Origin of the sequence: Vibrio sp. HS-50-1, assembly GCF_024747315.1 — a bacterium.
Taxonomy (GTDB): Bacteria; Pseudomonadota; Gammaproteobacteria; order Enterobacterales; family Vibrionaceae; genus Vibrio; species Vibrio diabolicus.
In genome coordinates, this window is the sequence record NZ_JAMPZF010000001.1 from 322,409 (window position 1) to 343,937 (window position 21,529).

The following is a 21,529-nucleotide window of genomic DNA, read 5'->3' on the forward strand; positions in this document are numbered from 1 at the left end:
GCCCTAATAAATCAAGAAAAACTGTATAAATAAACAGTCAAGTTTGTTTAAGTTTTCAGTTATAGAAATTCAACAAACTGAGAGAGGTCACGCTCAGGAACTTTCATCGGTGTGCAACCAGGCGTACCTAGGTACAAGAAACCAACAATCTCATCGTCGCCTTCTAAACCAAACGCTTGATGAACTTCTGGATGGAACATCCACTTACCTGAGCGCCAAAATCCTTGAAAGCCTTGCGCTACCGCTGCCATCTGCATGGATTGTACGGCACATCCCGCAGATAAGTGTTGCTCTAGTGCAGGCACTTTCTCATGTTCCGTAACTTTAGCAATCACCGTGATCACCATTGGCGCACGAAATGGCGCATTTTTCACCTTTTCGACCACCGCTTCATCACTATTTTCAGCTTCTGCCGCTTTTACCAAGATATCTGACAGTTTTTTCAAACCATCGCCCTGTGCGATAACGAAACGCCAAGGGGTTAATCCCGCATGGTCAGGCGCACGAAGGCCTGCACGAATGATGTTCTCAAGCGCTTTACCTTCTGGTGCAGGCGCAGATAACTTCGCGATAGATCGGCGATTGAGCAAAAGATCGAGAGCGTCCATGAAAGAATCCTTATCGAATATCGTTGTTATTTTGTTTACGCCACTTTAGCACAATCTGCTCCTGCGAATAACAACCGGTTTTCTGTGGGCTTGATAACGTGCTTCACTTAACATCAAACTGGATTTAATGTTAATTTATTCGCGAAATGAATAAGTTGAACATAGGCAGGTTGATGAACAAGGATAAACAAAACAGCATTTACGAAAAGATCGTTAATGACGAAGATGCCCGTGCCTGTAAGGCGATTCCTGAATCAGCTTGTCATCAAGTTCCCGGCAACTTTCTTAAAATCATTCTTGCTCAGTTTTTAACGAAGGTCGGCGATGCGTTAATCAACCCCAAAGTCACGTTGCCGTGGATACTACAAAGTCTCGGGGCACCGGTTTACTTAATTGGTTGGCTCGTTCCTATTCGTGAATCAGGTTCCCTTATCCCACAACTTAGCATCGCGCACTACATCCGACGCATTCCAGTAAGAAAATGGTTCTGGGTAATTGGCAGCATCTTGCAGGCTCTTTCCATATTTGCAATCGGAGTGGTCGCATTAACTCTGACAGGAGCTGCTGCGGGTTATGGTGTAATTGCATGTCTTGTGATCTTCAGCCTCTCACGCGGTTTAAATTCCGTCGCATCAAAAGATGTGTTGGGAAAAACCATCCCCAAAAACCAACGAGGTCAAGTCAACGGCTGGTCTTCAAGCGCTGCTGGCCTTGTTACGTTGCTTTTCGCTAGCCTTCTGGCACTAGCCTGGCTATGGGACGTAGAGCCGACGGAGCGCTTTTACAGTCTGAGTTTAGGGTTAGCGGGCGCCATATGGCTTATTGCGGCATTAGTTTATGCACGAATTAATGAGTATGCCGGTGAGGTAGACGGTGGTCGAAATGGCGTCCTTGAGGCATTTAAACAACTCGCGTTACTTAAAACAGACGTGACCTTTCGTCGATTCGTTATCACGCGGACACTATTTTTATGTTCTGCGCTGAGTGCACCGTACTACATTGTGCTGGCACAGCAATCTCTCGGTGGACAGCTCTGGGTGCTAGCTCTCTTTATGTTTGCGAGTGGCTTGGCCTCCTTTGTGTCAGGTCCTTTCTGGGGAAGAATGTCCGATCGCTCTAGCCGCAGTGTGATGGTCATCGGCGCAACGATGAGCGCGCTACTTGGCGTTGTTTTATTTGTTTACGATACGTGGGTCACCGCTAGCCAAAGCTTCCTATTCGTGATTCCTCTGCTCTACTTTTGTGTGTGCATTGCCCACGACGGAATACGAGTCGGACGAAAAACCTACTTAGTTGATATCGCAGAAGGTGACAAGCGGACAAGCTATGTAGCCGTGAGTAACACGGTGGTTGGAATAATGCTGCTTCTAATGAGTTCTCTTGGTGTTATGTCGAACTTTTTGAGCCTTTCAGCAGTGGTGTTAGTGTTCTCTTTTATTACTCTTGCTGGCGTAGTAATGGCCAAACAACTGCCAGATATCAGTGACTAGTTCTATACAAAAAAAGCTGCGCTCAAAGCGCAGCTTTCATGGTAAACACACATTAAAAAGCTAGAGTTTTACCGCCAATTTAACACCTTGACGAATCGCACGCACAGCATCAAGTTCACCCGCATGGTCAGCTCCGCCAATGATATGAATCTTCTCTCCGAGTTCAGACCATTTATCTTCAAATGGACGAACAGACTCTTGCCCCGCACAAATGACGACTTTGTCCGCGTTCAATAATTGTTCTTTTCCATCTACATGAATGTGCAAACCTTGATCATCAATTTTATCGTAAGACACGCCACCGACTAAATGTACGCCCCTTTTTTCAAGGGTACGTTTATGGATCCAACCTGTCGTTTTACCCGGACCTTTACCTACGCGACCTTTACGACGCTGAAGCACCCAGACTTCTTTATCGCTGACCGCATCAGGGTAAGGGTATAAACCACCCGGTTGAGACATCTCTTTGTCGATTCCCCATTCATGCAACCAGTCATCCAACGTTTGCCCAACTGGCTCTGTGAGCATGGTCGCGACATCTACGCCAATACCACCTGCACCAACGATAGCCACTTTCTCACCGACTGGCGTTTTGTCTCGAATGAGTGTTTGATAGTCGACGACTTTTTCTGGGTTCTCAATTCCATCAATATTGACTTTACGTGGCTCGACACCCGACGCCATCACGATCTCATCGTATTCTGTTAGTAGGTCATAGTTCGCTTCCGTCGATAAGTGCAGATTCACGCCTGTTTCATCAATACGATTAGCGAAATATCGTATCGTCTCTCGAAACTCTTCCTTACCAGGGATCTGCATAGCAAGACGGAACTGACCGCCGATGCGGTCGTTCTTTTCGAACAAATCAACCTTATGGCCACGTTCAGCCAGTGTAGTCGCACAAGCCAAGCCCGCCGGACCTGCTCCGACAACAGCAATGTTTTTCTTCTTAAAGGCTGGTTCAACAACAATTTCGGTTTCATAGCACGCAAGTGGATTCACTAAGCAACTGGCGCGCTTACCTTTAAACACGTTATCTAGACACGCCTGATTACAACCAATACACGTATTGATAAGCTGCGCTTTCTCCTGTTCGGCTTTAGCAACAAAGTAAGGATCAGCCAAGAATGGGCGCGCCATCGAAACCATATCGGCATGCCCAGAAGATAGAATACGTTCTGCTTCGTCTGGCGTATTTATTCGGTTACAAGTGATGATAGGAACCGAAACGTGAGGTTTAACTTTTTCCGTAACCCACGTAAACGCACCGCGTGGTACTTGAGTCGCAATGGTCGGAATTCGAGCCTCGTGCCAACCAATGCCAGTGTTAATAATCGTGACGCCAGCCTCTTCAAGCGCTTTCGCCAATTCGATAACGTCTTCAAATGTGCTGCCCTGCTCGACAAGATCCAGCATAGAGAGACGGAAAATGATGATGAACTTGTCGCCCACCGCCTTACGAACCGCTTTGACAATTTCTAGCGGAAAACGCATACGTTTTTTGTAACTGCCACCCCATTCGTCGTAACGCATGTTCGTGCGCTTACATAAGAATTGGTTTATCAGGTAACCTTCCGAGCCCATTAACTCGACGCCATCATAACCAGCAAGCTGGGCTAACTCAGCGCTGTTCGCAAAGGCATCAATGGTTTTCTTAATCTGGCGGTCGCTCATTTCACTCGGAGCAAACTTTGCAATTGGCGCTTTAATGCCAGACGCACTTTGCGAGAATGGATGCATGGCATAACGCCCAGCATGAAGAATTTGTAGGGCAATTTTGCCACCGTGCTTGTGCACCGCTTCTGTCACAACTTTGTGGGCCTTGGCATGCTTTGGCTTGCTGAACTCAGCACTCAATGGGTGCAAACGACCGCGTAAGTTCGGAGAAAAACCTCCGGTTACAATCAGTCCAACACCGCCTTTCACGCGTTCTTCATAGAAAGCCGCGAGCTTCTGTAATCCTTCTTTGTGCTCTTCTAAGCCCGTGTGCATTGATCCCATCAGGACTCGGTTTCGTAATTGTGTAAAACCGAGATCCAGTGGCTTTAATAGGTTTGGGTACATGGCAGACATCACTTAACATCCATTGTTATTATCATGGTCTGACCAGATTAAGCCCGCTCAACCAAAAAATCAAACAAGCGTTTACATTTTTGTAACACCGATCAATCTCGCGTGAAAATATGCCAATTGTTGAGTGGTCGTGATAAGCTAAAAAAATGTTATCTTTTGAGATCTTAGAGATAAGAACCCATACTTTGTTAGACTCGGCGTAACTATCTCGTTATGGAGACAAAATGAAAAAACTCTTCAAATTTATTGGTTTGATATTTAAAGGGATATGGAAGAGCATCACCTTTATCAGACTCGCACTGGCAAACCTGATCTTCTTGCTGATGATTGCCGTTTTCTACTTTGCTTTTACTTATACCGGAGACGGTCAACCCGTCGTCGAAAAAGAGTCGGCATTGGTGATGAACCTTTCAGGTCCGATTGTCGAACAAAGACGCTATGTAAATCCAATGGACTCTTTTGCTGGTTCCCTTTTGGGCAATGAGTTACCGAAAGAAAACGTTCTTTTCGATATCGTTGATACTATTCGCTACGCGAAAGACGATCCTAAAGTGTCTGGATTAGTGCTAGCACTGCGAGACATGCCAGAAACAAATCTCACGAAATTACGTTACATCGCGAAAGCGTTGAACGAATTTAAAGCGTCAGGTAAACCCGTTTACGCCGTAGGTGATTTCTACAACCAAAGCCAATATTACTTGGCAAGTTACGCTGATAAAGTTTACCTGGCACCTGATGGTGGTGTATTGATTAAAGGTTACAGTGCCTATTCAATGTACTACAAAACGTTACTTGAAAAGCTTGACGTTTCTACTCATGTTTTTCGCGTAGGTACTTATAAATCCGCTATCGAACCGTTTATTCGTGATGACATGTCCGATGCGGCGAAAGAGTCTGCAACACGCTGGGTTACTCAATTGTGGAGTGCTTTTGTTGATGACGTAACGACAAACCGAAATATTGATGCGAAAGTGCTTAACCCAACCATGGATGAGCTGATTGACGAAATGAAGTCAGTGGACGGTGATCTTGCTCAGCTAGCGGTTAAACTGGGCTTGGTTGATGAACTCGCGACACGCCAAGACATTCGCACTCTATTTGCAAAGCAGTTTGGTAGTGACGGCAAAGACAGCTACAACGCGATTGGTTACTACGACTACCTTGCAACGATTCGTCCTGATTACACACTACCTCAGCACGATATCGCCGTTGTTCTAGCAAGTGGCGCGATTATGGATGGTCAACAACCTCGTGGTACTGTCGGAGGTGACACCGTCGCAAGCTTGCTGCGTCAAGCACGCAATGATGAAAAGGTGAAAGCGGTCGTGTTGCGAGTAGATAGCCCTGGGGGTAGTGCCTTTGCCTCTGAAGTGATTCGCAACGAAGTAGAAGCACTGAAACAAGCAGGCAAGCCAGTTGTTGTATCCATGTCGAGTTTAGCCGCTTCTGGTGGTTATTGGATTTCAATGAGCGCAGACAAGATCGTTGCTCAGCCAACAACACTGACGGGTTCCATTGGTATTTTTAGTGTCATCACCACGTTTGAAAAAGGCTTTAGTAAGTTAGGCATTAATACTGATGGCGTTGGCACATCGCCGTTCTCTGGTGACGGCATTACCACTGGCCTTTCTGACGGCGCGTCTCAAGTATTCCAATTAGGTATCGAGCACGGTTACAAGCGCTTTATTTCTCTAGTTGGCGAGAATCGCGATATGTCTCTAGAGGAAGTTGATAAAGTTGCTCAAGGTCGAGTTTGGACTGGCCAAGACGCACTATCCTTTGGTCTTGTCGACCAGATGGGTGACTTTGATGATGCCGTAGAACTAGCGGCAAAACTGGCGAATGTGACCGATTACGGCATTTACTGGGTAGAAGAACCGCTTTCTCCCACTGAACTATTTTTACAAGAGTTCATGAAACAGGTGAAAGTCTCTCTAGGTATTGATGCAACCAGCTTGCTACCAAAAAGTCTTCAACCCGTAGCTCAACAGTTCGAACAAGACGCAAGCTTGCTACAAAGCTTTAACGATCCTAAAGGTCAATACGCATTTTGTTTGAACTGCCAAGTGCAGTAGCTTTTTCACTAATATTACAAAGGGTATCTCTACTTGAGGTGCCCTTTTTATTACGCTCAACATCTCCTCAGATGACTTTCTGATGCTGTGCGCATAGCCTCGCATCTCAAGGTTATTTAGGTATATAATCCCCGCCTCTGTTCCCCTACATGAAAGAAAAAACGATGACTAGAAAACACATCTACATCGCTTACACCGGTGGCACCATCGGAATGCAAAAATCGGATCACGGCTATGTGCCTATTGCTGGCTTTATGGAAAAGCAACTAGCAAGCATGCCAGAGTTTCACCGTCCTGAAATGCCGGATTACACTATCCACGAATACGATCCTCTGATTGACTCATCAGATATGACGCCTGCCGACTGGCAGCAGATTGCGGATGATATTCGTGACAACTATGACAAATACGATGGTTTCGTCATCCTACATGGTACTGACACCATGGCATACACAGCATCTGCATTGTCTTTCATGCTTGAAAACCTTGGCAAGCCAGTGATTGTTACGGGTTCACAGATCCCTCTTGCGGAGCTGCGTTCTGACGGTCAAGCCAACCTATTGAATGCTCTGCATATTGCCGCAAACTACCCGATCAACGAAGTTACTTTGTTCTTCAATAATCAGTTGATGCGTGGTAACCGCAGCACAAAATCTCATGCGGACGGTTTTAATGCCTTTACTTCACCAAACCTTCCTCCACTACTGGAAGCCGGGATCAATATTCAAGTAAGCAACAGCGTAACCGTTGGTGCACAACCAGAAGGTGAATTTAAGGTTCACAACATCACACCACAACCAATCGGTGTGATCACCATGTACCCTGGCATTTCACACGAAGTTATCCGAAACACGCTTCGTCAGCCCGTGAATGCGATGATTCTTCTGACTTTTGGTGTCGGCAATGCTCCTCAGAACCCTGAGCTGCTTGGTCACCTGAAAGAAGCCTCTGAGCGCGGCGTTATTGTCGTGAACCTAACTCAATGTTTGGCAGGCAAAGTGAATATGGGCGGCTACGCCACGGGTTGTGCACTGGCAGACTCTGGAGTTATCAGCGGCTTTGACATGACGCCAGAAGCGGCACTAGCAAAACTGCATTACCTTCTAAGCCAAAACCTTTCTTACGAAGAAGTGAAAGAGAGAATGCAGCAAGTACTGCGTGGTGAGATGAGCCTGTAAATTCAAACTTACTACGATCTAAAAAGCCCAATAGAGATTGGGCTTTTTTCTTTTAAAGTCAAAGTAGTAGCGGTAAACGACACCCTGCAAAAATCAAAGGTTCACTTAATCAATGTTCGGATTGACACGAACAATGTCGCTCTCTTCTCCGCTAAATTGTTTTTTAAGTTCTTGCTTCGATTTAAAGCTGATTTCACCGCCAGCTGCAACCGTCATATGCTGCGCATCAGTATTATGTTTTGATTGATACAACATCACAGCTTGCATACACGAATCTCGCTGCTCTTTAGAAAGTGTTGTACCCTCAGGCCATCTTCCCGTTTCTACTGCATAGACTAAGCGATCATAAACTTCTGGAGTCATCGCTTGTAATAGTTGTTCTGCGTCCATAATGTACCTTCTTATTACATTCTATTTACAGAACATAACGGGTTAAGAAACTGAGTCAAGAATACGAAAATGAATTGGTGTAACGGATCACAAGCAAAGCCATGAAAAGAACACACTGGTTACTTCTCAGCCTCACAAGTCTCGCACTAACGGGCTGTTTCGAAGGTAACGTGACAACCGAAGAGTTGTGCCAAAAAACACCAGAGCTGCGCTGCAAACAGCTCAATATGGATGACGGGCAATGTCGAGTTCCCAGAACAAATTTAGTATGGCATCGGTTTGAGCAATTGAAAAAACCATCAGAAGCCAACCAAATCATCGAATACGGTCTGGTCGCTGAATATAGAAAATGCTTAGAACTCGCCTCTCAGATCACACCTATTGATCAAAGTGCTCTCAAGAGACAGCGTTTTAACGCTTTGGTACACAGTATTGATGAGCTAGAACGCATCGTAAACGAGTTAAAAGGCTCAGAAGACCCCGCTACTTTGTATTTTTTGTGGTCTCAAACGGGTGACATCCAAGCTCGTCGCGCATTTTTACAAATGGAAGGCTCACCTAAGTTAAATACTGCTGAGATGCAATATGCATTAGCTACTTTCTATACTAATCGAGATGCTAAGAAAACGTTGATACTGCTGAATAAAGCGTTGTCTTTATCGGATGAAGACAACCTTAATCCGATCATTCTCAAATCAATGGCAAGCATTCATCAAGGGCTTGGAGAAAAAGAGCGCGCATATCTGTGGGCAATGGTTGCAAAAAGATTCGACGTCCCGCTTGCTGATGAAAAGCAGCTCAAGCGTATGTTTAATTTTAGTCATGCAGAGCAATATCAGCTGCTAGATGAATTAGCTGAATCGGTGGCAAAAGCCATAGAGAGAGGGAACTACTCTCCAACAATGATACCCAAAGAGATATAAACGAAAGAACTCCCGCAATTGGCGGGAGTTTTTCTTTGGGTCAAACTACACTCTGTTTTCTACTTACAACAAATCGTATTGAAAGGATAAAACACTATCGAGCACAATTTTGTCGTTATTGTTCTGATTTGTTGAAAATTAACGACACTGAATTAACACAAAAACGCTCACCCGTGGTCTGTGGGCCATCTTCAAAAACGTGCCCTAGATGGCTATCACATGTGGCACAACGAATCTCTGTACGTACCATTCCGTGACTCAGATCTTCTAAATAGCGCACCGCTTGATCATTGATGGGCGCATCAAAACTTGGCCAACCACAGCCAGAGTCATACTTGTTATCAGAGACAAAGAGAGGGGCATTGCAACAGGTACAAGCATAAACACCCGTCTCTTTATTATGCAGTAGTTTACCGCTGAAAGGCGGTTCTGTACCTTGCTCTCGGCAGACACGAAACTCTTCTTCAGAAAGTTGCTCACGCCACTGCTCATCTGACTTCGCCACTTTTTTCCCGTTTTGTTCCACGACTTTCTGCTCCTTCTTTACTGTTTTTGGTATTGACTTTTTTAGCAAAAAACTTGCTTCTCTTAACAGTTGTAGCACATACTTTCTCACCAGGACACCATGCGTAATTAATTTGATAAGAGCACTTATCTCACCAGTTATATTACGCCAACTGGACTACAGAAGAATCAGTTAAAAGTTTAAAAAACGAACATTTGCGAAGAATTGTTAAAAAAAGCGTCGCTTTTTTTTGACTTTAAACAAGTTAAGTCCGATTATCACTTGCAGATGTTTACTGGATTCTGTAATTTTACTACCAGTTATCTTTAATCAGAAATTAAGTTGTGGAGCAACTATAATGACTATCAAAGTAGGTATTAACGGTTTTGGCCGTATCGGTCGTTTCGTATTCCGTGCAGCGCAAGAGCGTGCTGACATCGAAGTTGTAGGTATCAACGACCTTATCGACGTAGATTACATGGCATACATGCTTAAGTACGACTCAACTCACGGCCGTTTCAACGGTACTGTTGAAGTTGAAGGCGGTAACCTAATCGTTAACGGTAAAACTGTACGTGTTACTGCAGAGCGCAACCCAGCGGACCTTAAATGGGACGAAATCGGTGTTGACGTTGTTGCAGAAGCAACTGGTCTTTTCCTAACAGACGAGACTGCACGTAAGCACATCGAAGCTGGCGCGAAGAAAGTTGTTCTAACTGGTCCTTCAAAAGACGCTACTCCAATGTTCGTAATGGGCGTTAACCACGCTACTTACGCTGGTCAAGACATCGTTTCTAACGCTTCTTGTACTACTAACTGTCTAGCGCCTATCGCTAAAGTTCTTAACGACAAGTTCGGTATCGAATCTGGTCTTATGACTACAGTTCACGCTACTACAGCAACTCAAAAAACTGTAGACGGTCCTTCTGCTAAAGACTGGCGCGGTGGTCGTGGTGCTTCTCAAAACATCATCCCATCTTCAACTGGTGCTGCTAAAGCTGTAGGCGTTGTTCTTCCAGAACTAAACGGCAAACTAACTGGTATGGCTTTCCGCGTACCAACAGCTAACGTTTCTGTAGTTGACCTAACAGTTAACCTAAAAGAAGGCGCATCTTACGAAGCTATCTGTGCAGCAATGAAAGAAGCTTCTGAAGGCGAGCTAAAAGGTGTTCTAGGTTACACTGAAGATGCAGTAGTATCTCAAGACTTCATCGGTGAAGTTCAAACTTCTGTATTCGATGCTAAAGCTGGTATCGCTCTAACTGATAACTTCGTTAAAGTTGTATCTTGGTACGACAACGAAATCGGTTACTCAAACAAAGTTCTAGACCTAATCGCTCACATCTCTAAGTAATTAGATAGTTAGCAATTAGCGAATAACTTCGTTAAAGAAAAGGCGGCTCTAGAGTCGCCTTTTTTGTATCTGGAATTTGAGAGAATACCTCGGCGCTGTTGCATTGTATTTGCGACGGATGTCGAAACCCTACTTTCCCCAATGATAGGAAACAGCACATGGATTTAAAAACTCTCCCAGCTCTAACCGTGTTATCTGATAACGTTACTGTCGTTGAAATTGATCAGGTCAAAGTAGTACGTGTTATTCATGAGAAAGCGACAGCAGGCATCTCCTTACATGGTGGTCACGTTGTTTCGTTCACTCCTGCTGGTCATGAAGATTTGATTTGGATGAGCGAGAAGGCAATTTTCGACGGGAAAAAAGCTCTGCGAGGCGGCATTCCCGTTTGCTGGCCATGGTTTGGGCGTATTGCAGCACCGGCTCATGGTTTCGCACGTACTGCTGAATGGGAGCTGGTTGAACATCGCGAGAACGATAACGGCGTGATTGTTGAACTTGCTCTGTTCCCGACAGAAGAAATCCACGATATTTGGCCACATATGTTTGACGCTCGTTTGGTGGTTGAAGTTGGCGATGAGCTAAAAGTGACACTCAAAGTCATGAACATCGATGACGAAGCTTGGACCTTCTCTGGCGCGTTACATACTTACCTAAACGTTGGAGACATTAAGCAAGCACAAACGACAGGCATGGGTGCCGAGTACATTGATAGCTTGAAAGCTGATGCGGTATGCCAAGGTGGTGATGTTCTGCAACTCACAGACACCATTGATCGCGTTTACACGCAACCAGAAGCGAAAATTTTGGTAAAAGATCCGGAACTGAATCGTACATTAAGCGTGGAAAACCATGGTCATAACTCCGCGGTACTTTGGAACCCTTGGGCAGAAGGTGCACAAGGTATGGCTGATATGGCTGACGATGGTTACCAAACCATGCTCTGTGTTGAATCTACTGTTCACGCTCCAAGAATCGAGCAAGGTAAAACGCTCCAGCCAGGTGAGACTCATGAACTTGTCACTGTAATTTCAGTGCAGTAGTTGTAACCAGCTCAAAGGTCGGGAATACCCGGCCTTTTTTGTAATCAAAGCCCCACTTAGATGGTCCTCTCTCAACTAACTTATTGGTTATTAGTCACTTTTGACTATTTCATTAATAAATATCAAAAAATTCGATCATATAAACCGATAGCATGCCGATACAAAACTCATAAATAATAAAAATATCAGGAACTAATCTATGTTAGAGAGATACCGAAATCAAAGTGTCGGATTCCAGTTAAAGCTGGTTATCACTTTGTGTCTATTCATTGCTTTCAGCAGTATTGCTGCGCTTGTTTACCGTAACGCTTCCGATGTTCTATTGGAAAGCACCCTTAAAGAGCACCAATCTAAAGTAGAGTCGATGGCTAAAACCATTGCTGGCCAATTCGATGCTTATCTGCATACCGCTAAAGTGCTCGAGTCCACTTTTCGTAATGGTTACCTTGCCGGTGTTTATGTCGAAAACTATACCGTTGATTTCATGGGTCATGAAATACCAAACATCACTCAATACAGTGAAAGCTTAATTAACGACACAAAGCTGGTCGATAGCTTCACACGTGATACCGGTGCTATCGCGACTTTATTCGCGCCTTTGGGAGATGACTTTATCCGTGTATCTACCTCACTAAAAGATCCTCAAGGTCAACGAGCAGTGGGAACCACACTAGGTCTCGACCACCCAGGTTATCAGCAACTAAAAGCTGGTCAGCCATATTACGCTCAAATAAAGTTGTACGGCGAACGCTACATTACCTATTACTCTCCAATTAAAGATGCAACAGGAAAAGTTGCAGGGTTATCGTTTATTGGTTTACCCGTAGATCAAGCAACACAAACGCTATTCGATGCGCTAGAAGAGATTAAATGGGGCGATACTGGCTATACCATCATTGTCGACAACGACGACAACAATCTTGGTAAGTACCTACTCCATCCGACCAAAAGTGCAACCGACCCTTCAATCACAGAAGTTCGTGACTACGAGGGTAATAAGCCTTTCCATAAAATTTTTGAACAAAAGAGCGGATTAATTCTCTACCCTTACCAATTCGGCTCAACAGTCGGCGAAAAGTACTTAGTGTTTACCGAAGTACCAGGCTGGAACTGGAAACTACTGGGTGGTACGTTCATCAAAGAAGTGACCAAAGGCAGTGATACACTACTCAAACTTATCGCCATCATTTCTTCGGTAGCGGCAATCATTACTTTTGTTGTACTGACACTTTTCTTGAATCGCAGCTTACAACCTCTGACCGTTCTAAACTCCTATATGACTCGCTTGGCGGGCGGCGAGGTCAGCTTGAACGTCCCATCGTCTCGTAAGGCATCAAAAAATGAAATTACGAACCTGAATAAGGGTGTCGCCAGTATGGCAAGTCAACTCAATGAACTTGTTGGTAAGATCCGTTCCACAAGCGACTTAGTAGAGAGCAACTCCACCAGCGTTGCCAATGATGCCCATAGCAATTTAACCCAAGCTGACCGCCAACAAGAAGAAGTAGAACAAGTGGTAACAGCAATCGAAGAGATGGCCTCTTCTGCTCAATCGGTTGCCCAACAAGTCGAAAGTATTGCGGAAAACGTACGCTCAGCGAATACCGATAGTCAATCTGGTCTCGCGATTGTTGAAGGCGTATGTATCGATGTTGCTCAACTTAACGATCAATTGGATCAATCAGCAGCGGCTATCGAGCAAGTCAATCGCGATAGTGAGAGTATTCAAACCGTCACGAAGATGATTGATGAGATTGCAGAGCAAACCAACCTACTTGCGTTGAATGCAGCCATTGAAGCCGCACGAGCAGGTGAGCAAGGTCGTGGCTTCGCAGTTGTAGCAGATGAAGTGCGTACACTTGCGCACCGTACACAAAGCTCAGTTCAGGATGTAGTTGAAATTATTGAGAAGCTAAAAGGCTCTACTCATAATGCAGTTAATATGATGACCGACAGCCAACGCAGTGCCAATCAGGTCTTAGACAAAGCACAAGACGCGGGTACAGCATTAGAAGCCATCGCAGTACAAGTCCAGTCGATAGCATCTCAAGCCGACGCCATTGCTGCGACCTCAGAAGAGCAAGCGCAAGTATCCCAAGAAATTGCTGCAAATGCCCATTCTATCAGTGAGCTAAACCGAGAAAGCCGCGACACCAGCGCGAAAACCTCGCAAAGTGCCATTGAACTGCAACAACAAGCGCGGAACTTGAAAGAGCAAGTCGACTTCTTTCATTAATACTTAATAAGAGCCGATTCCATCGGCTCTTATTGTTTCACTTGAGACCACGCTTTTTGATAGAATTTGCCGCACTACTTTCTGTTCGAGATCGTCATGAACTATCAATGCCCTTTATGCCACCAAGCTCTAGCGTTAAATGAAAAAACGTTTAAGTGCGAAAACAATCATCAGTTTGACTTAGCAAAAGAAGGCTACGTTAACTTGATGCCAGCGCACCACAAACGTTCTAAAGATCCTGGTGACAATAAAGAGATGATGCAAGCTCGTCGTCGATTCCTTGAGGGGAATTACTACAACCCAATGCGCCAAGAGGTTGCGCAGCTGTGTGCGAAATACACAGAGGGAACCGATCATCAATTATTAGATATTGGTTGCGGCGAGGGTTACTACACGGATCAAGTGCAGAAGACGATACAAACGCAAACGGACGATGCGACGATATATGGATTGGACATTTCAAAAGTTGCGATTCGTTATGCGGCGAAGCGCTACACACGGTGTCACTTTAGCGTCGCTTCTAGCCATCGGCTTCCTTTCGCGAATGAATCCTTAGATGCTATTTTGCGCATTTATGCCCCTTGCAAGGCAGAAGAGCTTCAGCGCGTTGTAAAAGAGAACGGTGTGGTCATCACGGTGACACCTGCAAGCCGTCACTTATACCAACTACGTGAACGCATTTATCAAGATGTTCGTCTTCACAGTGAAGAGCCAGAACATATTGAAGGATATGAATTAGAGCATCAACAACATCTTAACTATGTTATGAATTTGAAGGACGGGGCCGCATTCGATTTATTGCAAATGACGCCATTCGCATGGAAAGCAACCGATGCACTTCGTGAAGAGTTGAAGTCCGCTACACTCTATCAGTGTGAGGCTGATTTTATGCTGCGCGTATATCGCAAAAAGTCCACTCAGTAATAATAGTGGCAGGCAACAAACGCAAATAGTTATCATTTATATTGATTCATTGTTCAGCCTCCATTAATATCATCCGGACATTTTTGGAGGCTTTTCAATGCGCTTTTCTATTTTAAGCTTGCTCTTTGCTGGCTTACTTACTGGTTGTTCTTCTGTTCCATCAACCAACTCTGACCCTACCTCTGCGGAAGTCACTACTTTTTACGACTACCAACTTTACACCCCTTCTGGCGAACATATCGCTCTAAGCGAACTACCAAAAGAGCTGCAACAAGCAGATGTCATTCTTATTGGTGAATGGCACACACATGCCGGCGTTCATCGCTTTCAAACCGATATGCTCAAACAACTTTCATCTTATGACCGCCCACTCGCGTTATCAATGGAACAATTTACCCGCGACAAACAACCTGTTGTTGACGCTTACCTGCGTGGGGAAATCGGTGAACAGTACTTGATGAAACAAGCCAATGCTTGGCCCAATTATGAGAGCGACTATCGCCCTCTCGTTGAGTTTGCTAAGCAGAAAAATCTCCCGGTGATTGCTGCGAATGCACCAAAGGGCATTGTCCGATGTATTGGTCGTCAGGGGATAGACTACGTTAACAAGCTCGATGATGAGCAGCGGATGTTCATTGCACAAGCCATCAACACTGGTAGTAGTCCGTACAAAGAAAAGTTCATGGCATCCATGCATCACGGTAAGCCAGAGCAGACGGAAAAACAGTTTGCAGCTCAAGTTACTTGGGATGAAACTATGGCGGAATCTATCGTTAGCTACCTAACCGCCACACCAGGTGCCCAGGTTGTTCATGTTGCAGGCAAGTTTCATACCGAGCAAGGACTAGGTACAGCTGCATCCATCTTAAGCCGCAACCCGAGCTTAAAAGTGGTTGTAATTAGCCCAACAGATAATGTGCTTGCTGATCATACTGATTATCAGTTAGAGGTTCTTGCACCACCAGTACGGTATGTACAAGATGCTCACCGCATGGCGGCATATCAACACCTCACTAAGCGCAATAGCGATCTTCAATGTAAGTAGCTGGTCTCCAATTTAAGTTACTGCCTTTTAGTTGCGCTGTAGCATCACACTGCTCCGAGTTCATAGAGTGACAACGGTCTGCTTCTTGCTGGTCTATTTTTTGCTAATGATCACGAATAGAAACCAGAAGCGGCAAAAGCAGACCTGTTTTTATCCAAATAGCTTCAGAAATAGACTTTGCCGCCGATAGTAATATAACTGCTTTTTACCGCACTCAGTGACCGAGTGTCGATGTTCCAAGGAGTATTCGATGAATCCAGTAGGAAGCACTTCTGTTAATAACTATGCCAAACAATCTGTCGCCTCTAAGCAAACAAGTATTGCACAAGAGGAAGGCAACGCTTCGCCGCTAAAAGTCGAACACAATAAGGTGACACTGTCTACGGAGGGCAAAGCGCTCCTCGCCGCTCTGCGGCAAATCGAACACGACAGTAAGAGAGTAGAAGCAGAAGATAAATCTGTTGGTAAAAAAGTGGAGTCCTTTACACATGGTGCACTTGGCATGGATCACCCTGACAAAATCGAGGAAGAAGAAGACGGCTCATACTCTGCGGGTCAATACCTTTCTGCGGCCCTCACTGTCGGTGGCATCATATTAGCGTTGGTCTAATAATCGTTACGACAATAAATCCTATTTGAGTAAATCACTAACTGCAGCCCATAATTTGATACGTCAAAGAACGATATGTCGTAAACGTAGGTTATATACTCCTCAATTCGACCGCTCTTATGACCTTAGAACGCATACTCGTTTATTGCTCCCTAAACTAGGTTTCTTGTGAAGGCACTGAATGGATAACTTTAGTCCATGCTTTCAACTCCTAAGCGTAATCCAAGCCCACGTTTGTGGGCTTTCTTCTTTCTAAATTCACAAACGTTAGAGGTTGATTCACTTTTTCTACAAACCCAAGCAAAGACGACAATTTAGTTAAACTTTTATTACCGACACAAAATCGTCATAAATCATTGTTTTAATGCCAGCGCTTTCAATAAACAAGGAAAATATAATGAAGCGCTTAGTATCTCCAATCGTTACCGCAGTGGCAGCATCAACCCTCTCTTTTAATGCACTCTCGGCCGAAATCAAAAACGTTATTTTGATGATCGGCGATGGCATGGGGCCTCAACAAGTTGGTCTACTAGAGACTTACGCCAAACACGCACCTAACTCGATTTACAAAGGCGAAACTACCGCTTTGTATAAACTCGCTCAAGAAGGTGTCATTGGCTCTTCACTGACTAATCCAGAAGACGCGATCGTCGTCGACTCTGCGTGCTCCGCAACGATGCTAGCAACAGGAATACCTACCGCTTCTGAAGTCATTGGCATTGATAGCCAAGGCAACCACGTTGAAACCATTTTGGAAAAAGCCAAAAGCAAAGGTAAGGCTACGGGTCTCGTCTCTGATACACGTATGACTCATGCAACGCCAGCCGCATTTGCCGCTCATCAACCGCACCGTTCTCTAGAAAACAGTATTGCGGCGGACATGCTAGAAACTGGCGTAGACGTGATGATGTCTGGCGGACTTCGTCATTGGATTCCAAAGTCGACAAACGACAAGGGAGAGACATACGAGCAACTTGAAAAGCTCACTGAAGGTAATGTCTACCTAAAGTCGAAACGTAAAGATGAGCGCAACTTGCTCACTGAGGCGCAAGACCAAGGTTACAACCTGGCTTTCAGCCGCGATATGCTCACACAAGCTAAAGGTGACAAATTACTTGGACTTTTTGCTTACTCTGGCATGAACGATGGTATTGCCTACAGTCAAAGCAAAAACGATCCAAAACGTACGCAGCCATCACTGAAAGAAATGACCACCAAAGCGATCGACATCCTTTCAAAAGACAAAGACGGCTTTTTCTTAATGGTTGAAGGCGGTCAAATTGACTGGGCTGGCCACAGTAACGATGCGGGTACGATGCTGCATGAAATGATCAAATTCGACGAAGCGGTAGACTCGGTTTATGAGTGGGCAAAAGGCCGTGATGACACACTGATCATTGTTACCGCTGACCACGAGACCGGTTCTTTCGGCTTTAGTTACTCATCAGCAAACTTGCCTAAACCGCAAAAACGCGACGGCGAAGCATTCAAAAATCAAGATTACGCGCCAAACTTCAACTTCGGTCAGTTCGAGATCCTTGATGGTTTATACAACCAAAAGAAAAGTTACTACGGCATGATCAGCGAATTCCAAGCGCTTGATAAGAAAGCTCAAACACCAGAGAAGTTTGCGGAAATCGTGAACGCAAATAGCGATTTTTCGATTACGCCTGAGCAAGCAGAACGCGTATTAGCAAGTAAACCAAATCCATACCGACTCGCTGGACACAAATACTTAAGCGAAGAGAACGTTCCTACAATCAATGACTTTGATGCGTTCTTTCCTTACAACGACCGTGGCAACTTGCTAGCGCGTGAACATGCAACAAAGCAAAACACAGTATGGGGAACGGGTACTCATACGCATACCCCAGTCAACGTATTTGCTTGGGGACCTGCAGAAACTATCCTTCCGGTATCAAAAATCATGCACCACTCTCAGTTAGGTGAGTACTTAAAGCAACAAATCAAATAATCGGCTTGCACTTACTTCACGACTCGTGATGTTCAAACGCTCTCGTAAGGGAGCGTTTTTTTATACATGAAAATAGTTGACGTTTTAAACAATAAACCTCAATAATTATAGGTCTTTGATTATATGAATGAAGAAAATGTGCGAAATATTTGCTAAGCAGCCCCAAGACAACTATCAGTTCATCACCCGCTCTATCCGTATTGATGGTCACGCCACAAGTGTAAAACTTGAAGCGAGCTTTTGGACGATTCTTGAGGAAATTGCTAACGCTCAAAACATGACTGTTCCTAAGTTTATTAGTACGGTCTATCAAGAAGCGCTCGAATACAATGGTGAAGTAAACAACTTTGCCTCCCTACTCCGCTGCGCCTGTCTCACTTACGCTCGCCAGCCTAAAGAGACGATTCGTCAAGCACTGACACAACTAAACACTTAACAACCTACCAATAACCTTCATAAGCTATGCAACAAGAGTTGTAAGCCATTGAGCATGTTCTAATTTGTCGTACTAGAGTACTACCCAGACTTCTTTTGAACTCGCTAACCTATGCGGACTATCAAGGAGTACCCATGACAAAAATGATTCATACCATGATCCGAGTCAGCGATCTGGACCGTTCTCTACAATTTTACCGCGACGTACTTGAGCTAGAAATCAAAGACCAATACATCTTTGATGGTTTTTCTCTGACCTATCTAGCCAACGAAGAAACTCGCTTTGAATTAGAGTTGACACACAATCACGATCAAACTGAGCCTTACACTCACGGCTCAGGCTACGGTCACCTTGCTGTCAGCGTAGAGGACATCGAACAAACTCACAAACGCATTAAATCTCTCGGTATTGAAGCGGGTGACATCAAAGCCTTTGATCACCAACAAAAGCATTTGGCAACGTTCTTTTTTGTGACTGATCCTGATGGTTACAAAATTGAGTTCTTACAACGCCAAGGGCGTTACCTATAACAAAAAGAGTAAACATCATGATTCACTTGACTGCTACCTTTCACGCACAACCGGGAAAAGAACAGGAACTGAAAGTAGTGCTCACCCGAGCACTTGAACCCACTCGCAATGAAGAAGGTTGTGTTCGTTATCAGTTATTCCAAGATAAAGACAATGCGTGCCACTTCGTTTTTCAAGAGCAATTTAAAGACCAACAAGCGTTCGATCTTCATGGTAAAACAGAACACTTTTCTCTTTTGATTAGCCAAATCGACAACTTGTTAGAATGCGAACCGAAATTGGCGTTCTTTAACGAACTGTAAAAACACCGCTTAATGCAAATAAAAAGGCACTCTTTACTAGAGTGCCTTTTCGTACTGTTGTGGCTGTGATTACGCGTCTTGCTTCTCTACCATGTGCAAATGCACATCTTGTTGTGGGAAAGGAATCGAAATGCCTTCTCGGTCAAAGCGCAGTTTCACTTCTTTTGTCACATCCCAATACACGTCCCAATAATCATCAGTTTTTACCCAAGGACGAACAATAAAGTCTACAGATGATGTGTTTAACGTATGCACTTTGATCATCGGCTCTGGTGTACGAAGTACTGCAGGGTGAGAAGTAATGATATCAGACAGCACTGACTCGGCTTTCAGCAAGTCATCCGCATAACCAATGCCAAACACCATATCCACACGGCGAATGCGCTCGTGTGTGACGTTCTTAATGACATCTCCCCAAATTTTACTGTTAGGTACAATAATAATTTGGTTATCAAACGTACGGATTGTGGTGTTCACCAAACTCATATGGCTTACCTTACCATCCACGCCACCAGCATACACAAAGTCACCAACATCAAATGGACGGTAAATAAGCAACATCATACCCGCCGCGAAGTTGGACAAGGTGTCTTGCAAGGCGAAGCCGATAATCACACCAGCAATACCAAAACCAGTTAGGATCGGTGCTAGGTTCAATCCAAGCTGAGATAGGCCCACCATGATACCAATCACCCACACGAACTTGCCGGACATTGAGATAAAGAAATCCTGCATCAAGTGTGAGAGTTTTAAGTTTTTCGATGAAACCGCCTTGCTGACCACTTTGCGCGTTAACTTCGCGAGCCCACGAGCTATCAATAAAATCAGCGCAAATACAAACAACTGGAAAATGTGCTGTGGCGCATTTTCGGCAAACCAGTCTAGTGCCGAGTTGGACCAATGGCTCAGTATTGACCACACTACTTTGGTATTCAGTAAATCGTGGGTGATATTCCCTGTCACTTCGAAAATTTGGCGTTTGTATTCGGACGTTTCTAAACCGACTTTATCGCCAATCGAAATTAAATTGCGTAGGCTTTCCGTCGCAATATTCAGTCTTTGCTTAGTAATAAGCTGACTTAGCTGCAGTGACGCTTTTTCCGATTCAGGGCTTGACGAAAGTTGAGAGCCGATGATCTCACTTTGCTGACTCAAGTACTCAATTGAGGCAGACAGCAAACGCATGCGTTTATCAACTTTATCCTTTAGTTCCACCTCTGCGCGCTCATTTTGAGCCCCTAACTCTTTCAGCCAAGCAAGGTTTTGCCAACTTGAATCGAAGCTGACATCGAGGTAATGCTGTAACTCTCGGTAATCATTAACAAGAGCAAGTTTCTCTTCATCCTTGGCTTTATTTAAATCTTCAACGACTTTCTTTATTTTTTCCGACAGATAGTTCGTGGCGTCCTCGGAGTATTTTTCCTGCTTTTTAACCAAGGAGATCAATTTGTCACGAGGGATAGTTTCACGTTCAATCGCTGATGCTAACTGACTTCTTAACTCTTCATTTTTTTGGAACAGCTGCAGTTGAAGCGCATCGCGCTCATCACCACTCGCTTGCGAGAGACCTTGGGATAAATCCACAATTTCTCGATTCAAGTTATCAATAGAAGTTTCGGCAGCAGAGGGCTCTGGCGTATCCTGAATATCTTTCGCATTGATGACCATCGGGGCCATCATACCGAGGATGAGCGCGAATAATGCCACCCAAGATGTCAGGCGTATTTTCTGGGGGAAATGAAACGTCATGTTTACCTCTTAGGGAACAGTTCTGATCAAAACGACCAAGAATAGAAGTGTAAAGCCTTGAAATTATATACCTAAGTTTACAA

The 21,529-nt window shown here is 44.6% G+C and carries 19 protein-coding genes; 14 read left to right on the forward strand and 5 right to left on the reverse strand.

Annotated elements, in window-relative coordinates; genetic code table 11:
* Positions 1 to 59 precede the first annotated feature (59 nt).
* Positions 60 to 608 (reverse strand): NAD(P)H nitroreductase, encoded by a 549-nt coding sequence (locus tag NDJ01_RS01510; RefSeq protein ID WP_005396515.1) that lies wholly within the window; start codon positions 606 to 608, stop codon positions 60 to 62.
* A 173-nt stretch (positions 609 to 781) separates the two neighbouring features.
* Here NDJ01_RS01510 and NDJ01_RS01515 point away from each other — a divergent pair, with 173 nt between their 5' ends.
* On the forward strand, positions 782 to 2,098 hold the full coding sequence (locus NDJ01_RS01515) for an MFS transporter (protein WP_170891171.1): 1,317 nt from the start codon (positions 782 to 784) through the stop codon (positions 2,096 to 2,098).
* A gap of 60 nt (positions 2,099 to 2,158) precedes the next feature.
* Here NDJ01_RS01515 and NDJ01_RS01520 read toward each other — a convergent pair whose 3' ends face one another.
* Positions 2,159 to 4,171 carry an NADPH-dependent 2,4-dienoyl-CoA reductase gene (locus NDJ01_RS01520; protein ID WP_168187874.1) on the reverse strand — a complete coding sequence of 671 codons (2,013 nt, stop codon included), beginning with the start codon at positions 4,169 to 4,171 and terminating at the stop codon, positions 2,159 to 2,161.
* Positions 4,172 to 4,395: 224 nt separating this feature from the next.
* On the opposite strand from NDJ01_RS01520, the gene sppA reads away from it, so the two are divergent.
* Positions 4,396 to 6,246, forward strand: coding sequence for a signal peptide peptidase SppA (gene sppA, locus NDJ01_RS01525; protein ID WP_104974938.1), 1,851 nt, complete (start codon positions 4,396 to 4,398; stop codon positions 6,244 to 6,246).
* Positions 6,247 to 6,410: 164 nt separating this feature from the next.
* Positions 6,411 to 7,424, forward strand: a complete 1,014-nt coding sequence (gene ansA / locus NDJ01_RS01530) for an asparaginase (RefSeq protein ID WP_258586125.1) — start codon at positions 6,411 to 6,413, stop codon at positions 7,422 to 7,424.
* A gap of 105 nt (positions 7,425 to 7,529) precedes the next feature.
* On the opposite strand, the gene NDJ01_RS01535 is transcribed toward ansA, so the two are convergent.
* The gene (locus NDJ01_RS01535) at positions 7,530 to 7,814 is read right to left on the reverse strand and encodes a YeaC family protein (RefSeq protein ID WP_005380700.1); all 285 of its coding nucleotides are present in this window, start codon (positions 7,812 to 7,814) and stop codon (positions 7,530 to 7,532) included.
* 101 nt (positions 7,815 to 7,915) lie between these two features.
* On the opposite strand from NDJ01_RS01535, the gene NDJ01_RS01540 reads away from it, so the two are divergent.
* Entirely contained in the window at positions 7,916 to 8,737 is an 822-nt protein-coding gene (locus NDJ01_RS01540; protein ID WP_047010129.1) for a DUF2989 domain-containing protein, read from the forward strand.
* Between the two features lie 115 nt (positions 8,738 to 8,852).
* Here the strand turns inward: NDJ01_RS01540 and msrB are convergent, their stop codons facing one another.
* Entirely contained in the window at positions 8,853 to 9,263 is a 411-nt protein-coding gene (gene msrB / locus NDJ01_RS01545) for a peptide-methionine (R)-S-oxide reductase MsrB (RefSeq protein ID WP_005396508.1), read from the reverse strand.
* Between the two features lie 337 nt (positions 9,264 to 9,600).
* Between msrB and gap the strand changes: the two genes are divergently transcribed.
* The 10 genes from gap (at position 9,601) to NDJ01_RS01595 (ending at position 19,697) form a co-directional block, all read left to right on the forward strand.
* On the forward strand, positions 9,601 to 10,596 hold the full coding sequence (gene gap, locus NDJ01_RS01550; protein WP_012841556.1) for a type I glyceraldehyde-3-phosphate dehydrogenase: 996 nt from the start codon (positions 9,601 to 9,603) through the stop codon (positions 10,594 to 10,596).
* Positions 10,597 to 10,754: 158 nt separating this feature from the next.
* Positions 10,755 to 11,639, forward strand: coding sequence for a D-hexose-6-phosphate mutarotase (locus NDJ01_RS01555; RefSeq protein ID WP_145473610.1), 885 nt, complete (start codon positions 10,755 to 10,757; stop codon positions 11,637 to 11,639).
* 199 nt (positions 11,640 to 11,838) lie between these two features.
* Positions 11,839 to 13,875, forward strand: coding sequence for a methyl-accepting chemotaxis protein (locus NDJ01_RS01560; protein WP_258586126.1), 2,037 nt, complete (start codon positions 11,839 to 11,841; stop codon positions 13,873 to 13,875).
* 96 nt (positions 13,876 to 13,971) lie between these two features.
* A complete protein-coding gene (gene rlmA / locus NDJ01_RS01565) occupies positions 13,972 to 14,799 on the forward strand; it encodes a 23S rRNA (guanine(745)-N(1))-methyltransferase (protein WP_258586127.1) in 828 nt (275 codons plus the stop codon).
* A 97-nt stretch (positions 14,800 to 14,896) separates the two neighbouring features.
* Entirely contained in the window at positions 14,897 to 15,844 is a 948-nt protein-coding gene (locus NDJ01_RS01570; protein WP_258586128.1) for a ChaN family lipoprotein, read from the forward strand.
* Between the two features lie 250 nt (positions 15,845 to 16,094).
* Complete coding sequence (locus NDJ01_RS01575) at positions 16,095 to 16,454, forward strand: hypothetical protein (RefSeq protein ID WP_258586129.1); 360 nt, start codon at positions 16,095 to 16,097, stop codon at positions 16,452 to 16,454.
* Positions 16,455 to 16,851: 397 nt separating this feature from the next.
* Positions 16,852 to 18,429: an alkaline phosphatase gene (locus tag NDJ01_RS01580; protein ID WP_258586130.1), complete on the forward strand. Its 1,578-nt coding sequence runs from the start codon at positions 16,852 to 16,854 to the stop codon at positions 18,427 to 18,429.
* 136 nt (positions 18,430 to 18,565) lie between these two features.
* Positions 18,566 to 18,865, forward strand: a complete 300-nt coding sequence (locus tag NDJ01_RS01585) for a ribbon-helix-helix domain-containing protein (RefSeq protein ID WP_031780613.1) — start codon at positions 18,566 to 18,568, stop codon at positions 18,863 to 18,865.
* Between the two features lie 134 nt (positions 18,866 to 18,999).
* Positions 19,000 to 19,395, forward strand: coding sequence for a VOC family protein (locus NDJ01_RS01590; protein ID WP_258586131.1), 396 nt, complete (start codon positions 19,000 to 19,002; stop codon positions 19,393 to 19,395).
* 17 nt (positions 19,396 to 19,412) lie between these two features.
* Positions 19,413 to 19,697, forward strand: a complete 285-nt coding sequence (locus NDJ01_RS01595; RefSeq protein WP_258431452.1) for a putative quinol monooxygenase — start codon at positions 19,413 to 19,415, stop codon at positions 19,695 to 19,697.
* Between the two features lie 69 nt (positions 19,698 to 19,766).
* On the opposite strand, the gene NDJ01_RS01600 is transcribed toward NDJ01_RS01595, so the two are convergent.
* Entirely contained in the window at positions 19,767 to 21,365 is a 1,599-nt protein-coding gene (locus NDJ01_RS01600; RefSeq protein ID WP_374044948.1) for a mechanosensitive ion channel domain-containing protein, read from the reverse strand.
* Between the last annotated feature and the right edge of the window lie 164 nt (positions 21,366 to 21,529).